We start from the raw sequence: 12,782 nt of genomic DNA, 5'->3' as shown, positions 1-12,782 counted from the left end.
GAACTCATGTCTGACAGGCAAATGAAGGGCATCCTGGGCACCAAGCTCGGCATGACCCAGGTCTTCGACGAGCAGAACCGGGTCGTCCCGGTCACTGTCGTCAAGGCCGGTCCGAACGTGGTGACCCAGGTCCGGACCACCGACAAAGACGGCTACGCGGCCGTGCAGCTGGCGTTCGGCGCGGTCGACCCGCGCAAGGTGAACAAGCCGCGCACCGGCCACTTCGAGAAGGCGGGCGTGACGCCGCGCCGGCACCTCGCCGAGCTGCGCACCACCGACGCCGAGACCTACGAGGTCGGCCAGGAGATCACCGCCGAGGTGTTCGAGGCAGGCACCACGGTCGACGTGACCGGTACCAGCAAGGGCAAGGGCTACGCCGGTGTCATGAAGCGCCACGGCTTCAAGGGCCAGGGCGCGAGCCACGGTGCGCAGGCCGTGCACCGCAAGCCGGGTTCCATCGGCGGCTGCGCCACGCCGGGCCGCGTGTTCAAGGGCCTGCGGATGGCGGGCCGGATGGGTAGCGACCGGGTCACCACGCAGGGCCTGACCGTGCACGCGGTGCGTGCCGAGGACGGCCTGCTGCTGATCAAGGGCGCGGTGCCCGGTCCCAAGGGCGGCCTGCTGTTCGTGCGCAGCGCCGCGAAGGGTGGTAACTGACGATGACGAGCGTCGAGCTGAAGACCCCGGCCGGTAAAGCCGACGGCACCGTCGAGCTCCCCGGGGAGATCTTCGACGTGCAGGCCAACGTCGCGCTGATGCACCAGGTCGTGGTGGCCCAGCTGGCCGCCGCGCGCCAGGGCACGCACGACACGAAGACCCGCGGTGAGGTCTCCGGTGGCGGCAAGAAGCCGTACCGGCAGAAGGGCACCGGTCGCGCCCGCCAGGGTTCGACCCGCGCGCCGCAGTTCGCCGGCGGTGGCGTCGTGCACGGCCCCACGCCGCGCGACTACACCCAGCGCACCCCGAAGAAGATGAAGGCCGCCGCCCTGCGTGGCGCCCTCTCCGACCGGGCTCGCGCCGGCCAGCTGCACGTCGTGACGGAACTGGTCACCGGCGAGAAGCCGTCGACCAAATCCGCCAAGGCGGCGATCGCCGCCGCGACCCAGGCCAAGCGCGTTCTCGTGGTCCTGCACCGCGACGAGGAGCTCGCCTGGGTGTCCGCGCGGAACCTGCCGTACGTGCACCTGATCTGGGCTGACCAGCTCAACACCTACGACGTACTGGTCAACGACGACGTCGTGTTCACCAAGGCCGCCTACGACACGTTCGTGGCAGGTCCCGTCCGCGGGAAGGTCGTCAAGGCCCTCGCGCGTTCGAGCGAGGTTTCGGAAGGGAGTGACGAGAAGTGAGCTCGGTCGCCATCCCGGACCCCCGCGACATCCTGCTCGCGCCGGTGATCTCCGAGAAGTCCTACGGGCTGCTCGAGGACCACAAGTACACGTTCATCGTCCGTCCGGACGCCAACAAGACCCAGATCAAGATCGCGGTCGAGAAGGTGTTCGGCGTGAAGGTCGTCAGCGTCAACACGGCCAACCGCCAGGGCAAGCGGAAGCGGACTCGTACCGGCTTCGGCAAGCGCAAGGACACCAAGCGCGCCATCGTGACTCTTTCGCCGGAAAGCAAGGCGATCGAGATCTTCGGCGGACCCACCGCGTAAAGGACTGAGCTGAGTATGGGCATCCGCAAGTACAAGCCGACGACCCCGGGTCGTCGCGGTTCGAGCGTCTCGGACTTCGCCGAGATCACCCGGTCCACGCCGGAGAAGTCGCTGCTGCGTCCGCTGAGCAAGACCGGCGGCCGCAACGCTTCGGGCAAGATCACCACCCGGCACAAGGGCGGTGGCCACAAGCGCGCCTACCGCGTGATCGACTTCCGTCGCCACGACAAGGACGGCGTGCCGGCCAAGGTCGCGCACATCGAGTACGACCCCAACCGCACCGCGCGCATCGCGCTGCTGCACTACGCCGACGGCGAGAAGCGCTACATCATCGCGCCGGACAAGCTGAAGCAGGGCGACACGGTCGAGAACGGCCCGCGCGCCGACATCAAGCCGGGCAACAACCTGCCGCTGCGCAACATCCCGGTCGGCACCGTGATCCACGCGATCGAGCTCCGCCCCGGCGGCGGCGCGAAGATGGCCCGGTCCGCCGGCGCCCGCGTGCAGCTCGTCGCCAAGGACGGTCCTTACGCCCAGCTGCGTCTCCCCTCGGGCGAGATCCGCAACGTGGACGTGCGCAACCGCGCGACCGTCGGCGAGGTCGGCAACTCGGAGCACTCGAACATCAACTGGGGCAAGGCGGGCCGCAACCGCTGGCGCGGCAAGCGCCCGACTGTCCGCGGTGTCGTGATGAACCCGGTCGACCACCCGCACGGCGGTGGCGAGGGCAAGACCTCCGGTGGCCGTCACCCGGTGAACCCGAACGGCAAGCCCGAAGGCCGCACCCGCAAGAGCAAGCCGTCCGACAAACTGATCGTCCGCCGCCGGCGCACCGGCAAGAAGCGCTGAGCAGGGAGGTAGAAGCACATGCCACGCAGCCTTAAGAAGGGCCCGTTCGTGGACGACCACCTGCTCAAGAAGGTGGACGCTCTCAACGAATCGGGCAAGAAGACCGTGATCAAGACTTGGTCGCGGCGCTCCACGATCATCCCCGACTTCCTCGGGCACACGATCGCGGTGCACGACGGCCGCAAGCACGTCCCGGTGTTCGTCACCGAGGCGATGGTGGGTCACAAGCTGGGCGAGTTCGCCCCGACGCGGACCTTCAAGGGCCACATCAAGGACGACCGCAAGTCGCGCCGCCGCTGAGCGGGCCAGAGAAAGTTAAGGGAAGCAGATGAACGCCCAGTCAAACGCCACGGCCACGGCAGAAGAGCTGCCCACGGCCGTCGCGCGGGCTCGTTTCGTCCGGGACGCGCCGATGAAGGTGCGCCGGGTGATCGAGCTCGTCAAGGGTCGTAGCGTCAGCGAGGCCTTGGCCGTGCTCCGGTTCGCGCCGCAGGCTGCCAGCACGCAGCTCGCGAAGGTCATCGCCAGCGCGGCGGCCAACGCCGAGAACAACCTCCAGCTGGACCCGGAGACGCTCTGGATCAAGTCCGCGACCGCCGACGAGGGCCCGACCCTCAAGCGCATCCGTCCGCGGGCCCAGGGCCGTGCGTACCGGATCCGCAAGCGCACCAGCCACATCACCGTGGTGGTCGAGTCGCGGCCTGCGGAGAAGAAGAGCAACAAGAAGGCAGGTGGCCGGTAGTGGGCCAGAAGATCAACCCGCACGGCTTCCGCCTGGGTATCACCACTGACTGGAAGTCGCGCTGGTACGCCGACAAGCAGTACGCGGAGTACGTGGCCGAGGACGTCAAGATCCGCAAGCTGCTCTCCACCGGCATGGAGCGCGCCGGCATCTCCAAGGTCGAGATCGAGCGCACCCGTGACCGCGTCCGCGTCGACATCCACACCGCCCGGCCGGGCATCGTCATCGGCCGCCGCGGCGCGGAGGCCGACCGGATCCGCGGCGCGCTGGAGAAGCTGACCAAGAAGCAGGTCCAGCTGAACATCCTCGAGGTGAAGAACCCCGAGGCCGACGCGCAGCTGGTCGCCCAGGGCGTCGCGGAGCAGCTGAGCAACCGCGTGGCGTTCCGCCGCGCGATGCGCAAGGCGATCCAGACCTCCATGCGCTCGCCGCAGGTCAAGGGCATCCGCGTGCAGTGCGGCGGTCGTCTCGGCGGTGCCGAGATGTCCCGTTCCGAGCACTACCGCGACGGCCGGGTCCCGCTGCACACGCTGCGCGCTGACATCGACTACGGCTTCTTCGAGGCCAAGACGACGTTCGGCCGCATCGGCGTGAAGGTGTGGATCTACAAGGGCGAGCTCGTCGGCGGGCTGAAGGCGCGCGCCGAGCGCGACGCCGCCGCGTCGGCAGCGGACCGCGCGCCGCGCCGCGACCGCGGGGACCGGCCGTCCCGGCCGCGTCGTTCCGGTTCGTCGGGCACGACCCCGACCTCCACCGAGGCCGGCCGCGCCGCCGCGGCCGCGAAGAGCGACACCGCTACTGAGGCGGCGGCCCCGGCCACCGAGACCGCAGAAAAGACGGAGGGCTGAGACGTGCTCATCCCGCGCAGGGTCAAGCACCGCAAGCAGCACTCCCCGAAGCGCCACGGTGCCGCCAAGGGCGGTACCAAGGTCAACTTCGGCGAGTACGGCATCCAGGCGCTTGAGCACAGCTACGTGACGAACCGGCAGATCGAGTCCGCTCGTATCGCCATGACCCGTCACATCAAGCGTGGCGGCAAGGTGTGGACGACGATCTACCCGGACCGCCCGCTGACCAAGAAGCCGGCGGAAACCCGCATGGGTTCCGGCAAGGGTTCGCCCGAGTGGTGGATCGCCAACGTGAAGCCGGGCCGCGTGATGTTCGAGATCAGCTTCCCGAACGAGGAGACCGCCCGCGAGGCGCTCCGCCGCGCGATCCACAAGCTGCCCATGAAGTGCCGCATCGTGACCCGGGAAGGTGAGTTCTGATGGCTAACGGAGCCGCACAGGCATCCGAGCTGCGTGAGCTCACCGCCGAAGAGCTCGTGCTGCGTCTGAAGGAATACAAGGAGGAGCTCTTCAACCTCCGCTTCCAGATGGCGACCGGGCAGCTGGACAACAACCGTCGGCTGCGCACCGTCCGCACGGACATCGCGCGGATCTACACGGTCATGCGCGAGCGCGAGCTCGGCCTGTCCGTGGCTCCCGACGCCGAAAGTGAAGGTGCCGCATGAGCGAGGCTGCCACCGAGAAGACCGTCCGCAACTACCGCAAGGTCCGCGAGGGTTACGTCGTCTCGGACAAGATGGACAAGACGATCGTGGTCGAGCTCGAAGACCGCAAGAAGCACCCGCGCTACTCGAAGGTCGTCCGCACCACCTCCAAGGTGAAGGTGCACGACGAGAACAACGAGGCGGGCGTGGGCGACCGGGTCACCCTGATGGAGACCCGGCCGCTGTCGGCCACCAAGCGCTGGCGTCTGGTGCAGGTCGTGGAGAAGGCCAAGTAAGCAGGGCTCTTCGGAGTCCTTGGTTCCGCAAGGCTCGCCGACAGGCGAGAACCAGCGCGACATACAGGAGTTGACGTGATCCAGCAGGAGTCGCGGCTTCGGGTTGCCGACAACACCGGTGCTAAGGAAATCCTTTGCATCCGCGTGCTCGGCGGCTCCGGGCGGCGCTACGCCGGCATCGGCGACATCATCGTCGCCACCGTGAAGGACGCCATCCCGGCCGCCGGGGTGAAGAAGGGCGATGTCGTCAAGGCAGTCATCGTCCGCACGGTGAAGGAGCGCCGTCGTCCGGACGGTTCCTACATCCGGTTCGACGAGAACGCCGCCGTGCTCATCAAGAACGACAACGAGCCCCGGGGCACCCGCATCTTCGGCCCGGTGGGCCGCGAGCTGCGCGACCGAAAGTTCATGAAGATCATTTCGCTCGCGCCGGAGGTGCTGTGATGAAGGTGAAGAAGGGCGACACGGTCGTCGTTATCGCCGGCAAGGACAAGGGCGCCAAGGGCAAGGTCATCCAGGCCTACCCGGACCGCGAGCGCGTGCTGGTCGAGGGTGTCAACCGGATCAAGAAGCACACCCGGATCACCCAGACCCAGCGCGGCGCGCAGTCCGGCGGCATCGTGACCCAGGAAGCGCCCATCCACGTCTCGAACGTGATGGTCGTGGACTCGGACGGCAAGCCGACCCGGGTGGGCTACCGCATCGGCGAGGACGGCAAGAAGGTCCGGGTCTCGCGCCGGAACGGCAAGGACATCTGACATGACCACCGCAGAGAAGATCGTGCCGCGTCTCAAGACCCGGTACCGCGAAGAGATCAAGGGCGAGCTCCAGAAGGAGTTCTCCATCCCCAACGTGCACCAGATTCCCGGCGTCACCAAGATCGTCGTGAACATGGGTGTCGGGGACGCCGCCCGGGACAGCAAGCTGATCGACGGCGCGGTCCGCGACCTCGCCCTGATCACCGGGCAGAAGCCGGAGATCCGCAAGGCTCGCAAGTCCATCGCGCAGTTCAAGCTGCGCGAGGGCCAGCCGATCGGCGCGCGCGTCACGCTGCGCGGCGACCGGATGTGGGAATTCCTCGACCGGCTGCTGACCATCGCGCTGCCCCGTATCCGCGACTTCCGCGGTCTTTCGGCCAAGCAGTTCGACGGCAACGGCAACTACACGTTCGGTCTCAACGAGCAGTCGATGTTCCACGAGATCAACCCGGACGACATCGACCGCCCCCGTGGCATGGACGTCACCGTCGTCACCACCGCCACCACCGACGACGAGGGCCGGGCGCTGCTGCGCAAGCTCGGTTTCCCGTTCAAGGAGAACTGAGATGGCCAAGAAAGCGCTGATCAGCAAGGCCTCGAAGAAGCCGAAGTTCGCGGTGCGCGCCTACACCCGTTGCAACCGGTGCGGGCGTCCGCACTCGGTCTACCGCAAGTTCGGCCTGTGCCGGATCTGCCTCCGGGAAATGGCGCACGCAGGTGAACTGCCCGGCGTTCACAAGTCCAGCTGGTAAGGCTCGAAACTCTATTCCCAGTTCGCCACAGGCCCCGCCGACCCGGCCGGACACCGTTCCGGCCGGGCGAGGCGGGGAACCAGGCGAGAAAGGTTGACAGGTCACCATGACGATGACCGACCCGATCGCAGACTTCTTGACCCGTCTGCGCAACGCGAACTCGGCGTACCACGACGAGGTCGTGCTTCCGCACTCGAAGATCAAGGCGAACATCGCCGAGATCCTCAAGCGCGAGGGCTACATCGCGAGCTACCGCGACGAGCCGGGCGAGAAGCACAAGAACCTGGTCGTCGAGCTGAAGTACGGCCCCAACCGCGAGCGGAGCATCGCCGGCCTTCGCCGCGTCTCCAAGCCGGGTCTGCGGGTCTACGCAAAATCGACCGAACTGCCGTCCGTGCTCGGCGGCCTCGGCGTCGCGATCATCTCGACGTCCGCGGGTCTGCAGACCGACCGGCAGGCCAAGCGCAACAACGTGGGCGGCGAAGTCCTCGCCTACGTCTGGTAAGGAAGGGGGCACAGACATGTCACGCATCGGAAAGCTGCCGGTCTCCGTCCCCTCCGGGGTCGAGGTGACCATCGACGGCCAGAACGTCAAGGTCAAGGGGCCGAAGGGCACCTTGGAGCACACTGTCGCCGAGCCGATCACCGTCGAGCGCGGCGAGGACGGCGCGCTGCTGGTGAAGCGCCCGGACGACGAGCGCACGAGCCGCGCCCTGCACGGCCTCACCCGCACGCTGGTGAACAACCTCGTGGTGGGCGTGACCGAGGGCTACGAGAAGAAGCTGGAAATCCACGGCGTCGGTTACCGGGTGCAGGCCAAGGGCTCGGACCTCGAGTTCGCCCTCGGCTACAGCCACCCGGTGAAGATCGAGGCTCCGGAAGGCATCACCTTCAAGGTGGAGTCGCCCACCCGGTTCTCGGTGTCCGGCATCGACAAGCAGAAGGTCGGCCAGACCGCCGCGGTCATCCGCAAGCTGCGCCGCCCGGACCCGTACAAGGGCAAGGGCCTGCGCTACGAGGGTGAGAAGATCCGCCGCAAGGTCGGAAAGACGGGTAAGTGATGAGCGACACGACTACCACGAAGCGCAAGCCGGTCGGCAAGGACATCTCGACCCGCCGCCGCGTCGCCAAGGCCCGTCGGCACTTCCGCCTCCGCAAGAAGATCAGCGGCACGCCGGTGCGTCCGCGCATGGTCGTCAAGCGGTCCTCGCGGCACATCACCGTGCAGGTGATCGACGACCTCGCCGGTCACACGCTGGCGTCGGCGTCCACCCTCGAGTCGGACCTGCGGTCCTTCGAGGGCGACAAGAAGGCCAAGGCGGCCAAGGTCGGCGAACTGGTCGCTTCGCGCGCCAAGGACGCCGGCATCGAAGCCGTGGTGTTCGACCGTGGCGGCAACGCCTACCACGGCCGCATCGCCGCGCTCGCCGACGCCGCCCGCGAGGCGGGGTTGAAGTTCTGATGCACATGCTCGTGAATGGAAGGAAAGCCTGATGCCGGGACGTACACGGCAATTCGGCGGCGGCCAGGGCGGACCGGGTCAGGGCGGCAACGACCGCGGTGACCGTCGGGACCGTCGCGACCGGCGCGACGGCGGCCGTGGCGGGGCGGCCCAGGACAAGACCCCGCACCTTGAGAAGGTCGTGACGATCAACCGCGTCGCCAAGGTCGTCAAGGGCGGTCGTCGCTTCAGCTTCACCGCTCTGGTGGTCGTCGGCGACGGCGACGGCCAGGTCGGCGTCGGCTACGGCAAGGCCAAGGAAGTTCCCGCGGCCATCGCCAAGGGCGTCGAGGAAGCGAAGAAGAACTTCTTCCGCGTTCCGCGCGTCGCCGGCACCATTCCGCACCCGATCCAGGGTGAGGAAGCCGCCGGGGTCGTGCTGCTCCGTCCCGCCTCCGCTGGTACCGGTGTGATCGCCGGCGGCCCGGTGCGCGCGGTGCTGGAGTGCGCGGGCGTCCACGACGTGCTGTCGAAGTCGCTCGGCTCCGACAACGCCATCAACATCGTGCACGCGACGGTGGCGGCCTTGAAGGGCCTGCAGCGTCCGGAGGAGGTGGCCGCTCGCCGCGGTCTGCCGCTCGAGGACGTCGCCCCGGCCCGGATGCTGCGCCAGCGTGCCGGCCAGGGGGTCTGACATGGCTCAGCTCAAGGTCACTCAGGTCAAGAGCAAGATCGGCACGAAGCACGCTCACCGCGAGTCGCTGCGCACCCTCGGGCTGCGCAAGATCCGCCAGAGCGTCGTGCGTGAGGACACCCCCCAGGTGCGCGGCCTGATCCACACCGTCCGCCACCTGGTGGAGGTCGAGGAGGTCCAGGCATGACCGCCATCAAGATCCACCACCTTCGTCCGGCTCCTGGCGCCAAGCGCGACAAGATCCGCGTCGGCCGTGGTGAGGGCTCGAAGGGCAAGACGGCGGGCCGCGGCACGAAGGGCACCAAGGCCCGGAAGAACGTGCCCGCCGGGTTCGAGGGTGGGCAGATGCCCATCCACATGCGGCTGCCGAAGCTGCGTGGGTTCAAGAACCGGTTCCGCACCGAGTACCAGCCGGTGAACGTGGGCGACATCGCTCGCGTGTTCGCCGACGGGGGCAAGGTCGGGCCGGAGGAGCTGGCTGCGAACGGGCTTGTTCGTAAGGGCAAGCTGGTTAAGGTGCTCGGGAACGGGGACCTGAACGGGGTCAAGCTTGAGCTGACCGCGCATGCTTTCTCTGGTTCTGCCAAGGAGAAGATCGAGGCTGCTGGTGGTTCGGCCACCGTTAGCTGATCTGGCTTCGGTTTAGAGCGGGCCCGTCCGGGATTTCCGGGCGGGTCCGTTTTTTATCGGCTCGTCGCCCTGGGGGGCGACATTGCCGTCGTCTTGGGTTGCGTGGGGCACCCCGAAGCTTGATTGTGCTGACGGGCGGTGGGTGCTTGTCAAGGCGGGAAAGATGCCTTGACAAGCACCCACCGCCCGCAGGGAGGCTTCGTATCGGGGTGCGGGGGAGGGGCTGGGTGCCTCGCTGTTTGGGTGCAGCGGTGCGGTTTTAGGGCTGGGTGCCTCGCTGTTGGGTGCAGCGGTGGCGGTTTAGGGCCGGGGCTCGCGCCCCTATGTCGCGTTGGGGTGCATCGCGGCGGTGGGTGTGGGTCGTGAGGGGATCAGGGGCTGTGAAGGGTGGCCCTCGCGGACCTCGGCTGGTCGTGAGGGGAGCCTGAGGGACGCCGGGGGCGTGAGGGTTCCCCTCGCGGGCTTGCCTCGGGTGCGTTTTCCGTGCTGTTGCGCGGAATCCCGTCTAACGGTGCGGGCCGAACAGGTGATCATCTGTGCTCCGACCGGCCTCACCTGCGGCTCTTGGTTGCTTGATCGGCTCGTGGTGAGACGTAAAACGCACACGCGCTGCAGGTGGCCCATGCGAAGCTGTTAGAGTCGGCGGCACGCTTCCGGGCCTGTTTGCCCTGAAGCGTTCCTGGCTTGCCAGTGAGTCAGACATCCCGCCGGTCTCGTACCGGCCAAGCCGATCGTCGGTTGGGACGACCGACGACGCCGAGGAGGTCCCCCGCGTGCTCAGCGCATTCCGCTCGGCTCTCGCGACGCCGGATCTACGCAAGAAGATCCTGTTCACGCTAGCCATCGTCGCGGTTTACCGGATCGGTGCAACCATCCCGGCTCCGGGGGTCTCGTTCGCCGCCGTGCAGGCCTGTACCGCACAGGCCGACCAGCAGGGCGTGTACCAGCTGCTCAACCTCTTCAGCGGCGGTGCTCTGCTGCAGCTGTCGCTGTTCGCGACGGGCATCATGCCCTACATCACCGCGAGCATCATCATTCAGCTGCTCACCGTGGTCATCCCGCGGTTCGAGGAGCTGAAGAAGGAAGGCCAGGCCGGCCAGAACAAGCTGACCCAGTACACCCGGTACCTCACGATCGCGCTCGCGATCCTGCAGGCCACCGGCGTGGTCGCGCTGGCCGACCGCGGCACCCTGTTCCAGGGCTGCTCGCAGCCGATCATCCCGGACAACAGCATCTACTCGCTGACGCTGATCGTGGTCACCATGACCGCGGGCACCGCGGTGATGATGTGGCTGGGCGAGCTCATCACCGAGCGCGGCGTCGGCAACGGCATGTCGGTGCTGATCTTCCTGAACATCGCGGCCCGCATCCCGGCCGAGGGCGCCAACATCATCAGCAACGGCGGCGGCGTCGCGCTGGCCGTGGTGTGCGCGTTCGGCCTGGTGATCATCGCCAGCGTCATCTTCGTCGAGCAGGGCCAGCGCCGGATCCCGGTGCAGTACGCCAAGCGCATGGTCGGCCGCCGGATGTACGGCGGCACCTCGACCTACCTGCCGATCAAGGTGAACCAGGCCGGTGTCATCCCGGTCATCTTCGCCTCGTCGCTGCTGTACCTTCCGCAGCTGCTCAGCCAGCTGATCGGCGACCCGCAGAGCAACTCGGGCTGGCAGTCCTTCATCCAGAACTACCTGGTCAACCAGAGCAGCTGGGTGCACATCCTGCTCTACTTCCTGTTGATCATCTTCTTCACCTACTTCTACATCACGATCACGTTCAACGTGGACGAGCGTGCGGAAGAGATGAAGAAGTTCGGCGGCTTCATCCCGGGCATCCGTCCCGGCCGTCCCACCGCCGAGTACCTCAGCTTCGTGCTGGGCCGGATCACTCTTCCCGGCTCGCTGTACCTGGGCATCATCGCGATCCTCCCGAACTTCTTCCTGTCCCTCACCGGCAGCGGGAACAACCAGAACTTCCCGTTCGGTGGCACGGCTGTGCTGATCATGGTCGGCGTCGGGCTCGACACCGTGAAGCAGATCGAAAGCCAGCTGATGCAGCGCAACTACGAAGGGTTCTTGAAGTGACGCGACTGGTTCTCGTCGGACCGCCCGGCGCGGGCAAAGGCACGCAGGCGGTTGCCCTGTCCGAGCAGCTGCGGATCCCGCACATCTCGACCGGCGACCTCTTCCGGGCGCACGTCGGGCAGGAGACCCCGCTCGGCCAGGAGGCCAAGCGGTACCTGGACTCCGGCGAACTGGTCCCGGACTCGGTGACCAACGAGATGGTCCGTGAGCGGCTGGCCGAACCGGACGCGAAGGCGGGCTTCCTGCTCGACGGGTTCCCGCGCAACACCAAGCAGGCCGAGGTCCTCGGCGAGATGCTGAGCGAGGCCGACACGAAGCTCGACGCGGTCATCCAGCTCGACGTGGCCGAGGACGTCGTCGTCAGCCGCCTCATGTCGCGCGGCCGTTCGGACGACACCGAAGACGTCATCCGCCGTCGCCAGCAGGTGTACGTGTCGGAAACCGCGCCGCTGCTCGAGTACTACGCCGACATCCTGGTGAAGGTCGACGGCGTCGGCGAGGTGCAGGAGATCTCGGACCGCGTGCTGAAAGCGCTGCGCGACCGCACGTGAATCTCGGAGGATTGCGTGTTCTGCAAGTGCTCCGCCGCGGGCGCATGATCGAGATCAAGACCCGCGGCGAGCTGGAGGCCATGCGGGCGGCCGGTCTCGTCGTCGCCCGCACCCTCGCCGCCGTGCGCGAACTCGCCCGGCCCGGCGTCAGCACGGCCGAGCTCGACCAGCTGGCCGAGCAGACGATCCGCGACGCCGGCGCGGTGCCCTCGTTCAAGGGCTACCACGGATTCCCGGCGTCGATCTGCGCGTCGGTGAACGAGCAGATCGTGCACGGCATCCCGTCGGACAAGCAGGTGCTCGCCGAGGGCGACCTGATCTCGGTCGACTGCGGCGCGATCCTCGACGGCTGGCACGGCGACTCCGCGGTGACCCTGGAGATCGGCGAGGTCAGCGAAAAGGACCGGCAGCTCTCCGAAGCGACCAAGCGCGCCATGTGGGCCGGCATCGAGGCCGTCCGCGCGGGCTCCCGGCTCACCGACATCTCGTTCGCCGTGCAGACCGCCGCCCGCCAGGCCGGCGAGGACGACGGCCGCGAGTACGGCGAGATCCTCGAGTACGGCGGCCACGGCATCGGCAGGCAGATGCACATGGAGCCGTTCCTGCCGAACGTCGGCAAACCCGGCAAGGGCCCGCGGCTCAAGCCCGGCATGGCGCTCGCGGTCGAGCCCATGCTGACCGGCGGCAGCGGCGAAACCCTCGAACTGGACGACGGCTGGACGGTCGTCACCGTCGACGGCTCGCGCGCCGCGCACTGGGAGCACACCGTCGCCATCACCGAGGACGGTCCCTGGGTGCTCACCCTGCCCGAAGAGTCCTGAGCGGCCACTCACACGGGT

General features: G+C 67.6%; 23 protein-coding genes. All 23 read left to right on the top strand.

Annotated elements, in window-relative coordinates; translation table 11 throughout:
- Positions 1-6 precede the first annotated feature (6 nt).
- Entirely contained in the window at positions 7-657 is a 651-nt protein-coding gene (gene rplC, locus F9C12_RS20275; protein WP_409183488.1) for a 50S ribosomal protein L3, read from the top strand.
- Between the two features lie 2 nt (positions 658-659).
- Positions 660-1,349 (top strand): 50S ribosomal protein L4, encoded by a 690-nt coding sequence (gene rplD, locus F9C12_RS20270; RefSeq protein WP_409183487.1) that lies wholly within the window; start codon positions 660-662, stop codon positions 1,347-1,349.
- Entirely contained in the window at positions 1,346-1,657 is a 312-nt protein-coding gene (gene rplW / locus F9C12_RS20265; protein WP_009072304.1) for a 50S ribosomal protein L23, read from the top strand. The genes rplD and rplW overlap by 4 nt, the downstream gene beginning before the upstream one ends.
- Positions 1,658-1,672: 15 nt before the next feature.
- Positions 1,673-2,506 carry a 50S ribosomal protein L2 gene (rplB, locus tag F9C12_RS20260; RefSeq protein ID WP_009072306.1) on the top strand — a complete coding sequence of 278 codons (834 nt, stop codon included), beginning with the start codon at positions 1,673-1,675 and terminating at the stop codon, positions 2,504-2,506.
- Positions 2,507-2,524: 18 nt separating this feature from the next.
- Positions 2,525-2,806, top strand: coding sequence for a 30S ribosomal protein S19 (gene rpsS / locus F9C12_RS20255; RefSeq protein WP_003102083.1), 282 nt, complete (start codon positions 2,525-2,527; stop codon positions 2,804-2,806).
- Positions 2,807-2,834: 28 nt separating this feature from the next.
- A complete protein-coding gene (gene rplV / locus F9C12_RS20250; protein ID WP_344270166.1) occupies positions 2,835-3,248 on the top strand; it encodes a 50S ribosomal protein L22 in 414 nt (137 codons plus the stop codon).
- The gene (gene rpsC, locus F9C12_RS20245; RefSeq protein ID WP_409183486.1) at positions 3,248-4,096 is read left to right on the top strand and encodes a 30S ribosomal protein S3; all 849 of its coding nucleotides are present in this window, start codon (positions 3,248-3,250) and stop codon (positions 4,094-4,096) included. Before rplV ends, rpsC begins: the two co-directional genes overlap by 1 nt.
- Positions 4,097-4,099: 3 nt before the next feature.
- Positions 4,100-4,516, top strand: coding sequence for a 50S ribosomal protein L16 (gene rplP, locus F9C12_RS20240; protein WP_009072313.1), 417 nt, complete (start codon positions 4,100-4,102; stop codon positions 4,514-4,516).
- Positions 4,516-4,761, top strand: coding sequence for a 50S ribosomal protein L29 (rpmC, locus tag F9C12_RS20235; protein ID WP_009072314.1), 246 nt, complete (start codon positions 4,516-4,518; stop codon positions 4,759-4,761). The genes rplP and rpmC overlap by 1 nt, the downstream gene beginning before the upstream one ends.
- Positions 4,758-5,036: a 30S ribosomal protein S17 gene (gene rpsQ, locus F9C12_RS20230; protein WP_009072315.1), complete on the top strand. Its 279-nt coding sequence runs from the start codon at positions 4,758-4,760 to the stop codon at positions 5,034-5,036. Before rpmC ends, rpsQ begins: the two co-directional genes overlap by 4 nt.
- A 75-nt stretch (positions 5,037-5,111) precedes the next feature.
- The gene (gene rplN / locus F9C12_RS20225) at positions 5,112-5,480 is read left to right on the top strand and encodes a 50S ribosomal protein L14 (RefSeq protein ID WP_004558867.1); all 369 of its coding nucleotides are present in this window, start codon (positions 5,112-5,114) and stop codon (positions 5,478-5,480) included.
- Positions 5,480-5,794, top strand: coding sequence for a 50S ribosomal protein L24 (gene rplX, locus F9C12_RS20220; protein ID WP_009072317.1), 315 nt, complete (start codon positions 5,480-5,482; stop codon positions 5,792-5,794). The genes rplN and rplX overlap by 1 nt, the downstream gene beginning before the upstream one ends.
- Position 5,795: 1 nt before the next feature.
- Complete coding sequence (gene rplE, locus F9C12_RS20215; RefSeq protein ID WP_409183485.1) at positions 5,796-6,359, top strand: 50S ribosomal protein L5; 564 nt, start codon at positions 5,796-5,798, stop codon at positions 6,357-6,359.
- Between the two features lies 1 nt (position 6,360).
- Positions 6,361-6,546, top strand: coding sequence for a type Z 30S ribosomal protein S14 (locus tag F9C12_RS20210; protein WP_009072321.1), 186 nt, complete (start codon positions 6,361-6,363; stop codon positions 6,544-6,546).
- Between the two features lie 106 nt (positions 6,547-6,652).
- The gene (gene rpsH / locus F9C12_RS20205) at positions 6,653-7,051 is read left to right on the top strand and encodes a 30S ribosomal protein S8 (RefSeq protein WP_009072322.1); all 399 of its coding nucleotides are present in this window, start codon (positions 6,653-6,655) and stop codon (positions 7,049-7,051) included.
- 16 nt (positions 7,052-7,067) lie between these two features.
- A complete protein-coding gene (gene rplF / locus F9C12_RS20200; RefSeq protein ID WP_009072324.1) occupies positions 7,068-7,607 on the top strand; it encodes a 50S ribosomal protein L6 in 540 nt (179 codons plus the stop codon).
- Positions 7,607-8,008 carry a 50S ribosomal protein L18 gene (gene rplR, locus F9C12_RS20195; protein ID WP_037712274.1) on the top strand — a complete coding sequence of 134 codons (402 nt, stop codon included), beginning with the start codon at positions 7,607-7,609 and terminating at the stop codon, positions 8,006-8,008. The genes rplF and rplR overlap by 1 nt, the downstream gene beginning before the upstream one ends.
- Before the next feature lie 31 nt (positions 8,009-8,039).
- On the top strand, positions 8,040-8,681 hold the full coding sequence (gene rpsE / locus F9C12_RS20190) for a 30S ribosomal protein S5 (protein ID WP_009072328.1): 642 nt from the start codon (positions 8,040-8,042) through the stop codon (positions 8,679-8,681).
- A 1-nt stretch (position 8,682) separates the two neighbouring features.
- A complete protein-coding gene (gene rpmD / locus F9C12_RS20185; protein ID WP_004558875.1) occupies positions 8,683-8,868 on the top strand; it encodes a 50S ribosomal protein L30 in 186 nt (61 codons plus the stop codon).
- On the top strand, positions 8,865-9,311 hold the full coding sequence (gene rplO / locus F9C12_RS20180; RefSeq protein ID WP_009072329.1) for a 50S ribosomal protein L15: 447 nt from the start codon (positions 8,865-8,867) through the stop codon (positions 9,309-9,311). The genes rpmD and rplO overlap by 4 nt, the downstream gene beginning before the upstream one ends.
- 773 nt (positions 9,312-10,084) lie before the next feature.
- The gene (secY, locus tag F9C12_RS20175) at positions 10,085-11,392 is read left to right on the top strand and encodes a preprotein translocase subunit SecY (RefSeq protein ID WP_409183483.1); all 1,308 of its coding nucleotides are present in this window, start codon (positions 10,085-10,087) and stop codon (positions 11,390-11,392) included.
- A complete protein-coding gene (locus tag F9C12_RS20170; protein WP_037712276.1) occupies positions 11,389-11,943 on the top strand; it encodes an adenylate kinase in 555 nt (184 codons plus the stop codon). Before secY ends, F9C12_RS20170 begins: the two co-directional genes overlap by 4 nt.
- 44 nt (positions 11,944-11,987) lie before the next feature.
- The gene (map, locus tag F9C12_RS20165; RefSeq protein ID WP_409186802.1) at positions 11,988-12,764 is read left to right on the top strand and encodes a type I methionyl aminopeptidase; all 777 of its coding nucleotides are present in this window, start codon (positions 11,988-11,990) and stop codon (positions 12,762-12,764) included.
- Positions 12,765-12,782: the final 18 nt, after the last annotated feature.

The sequence above is a fragment of the Amycolatopsis sp. GA6-003 genome (genome assembly GCF_046267895.1).
Lineage (GTDB): Bacteria > Actinomycetota > Actinomycetes > Mycobacteriales > Pseudonocardiaceae > Amycolatopsis.
Note: the sequence above shows the minus strand (reverse complement) of the source record. Positions and strands in the feature narration are given on the sequence as shown.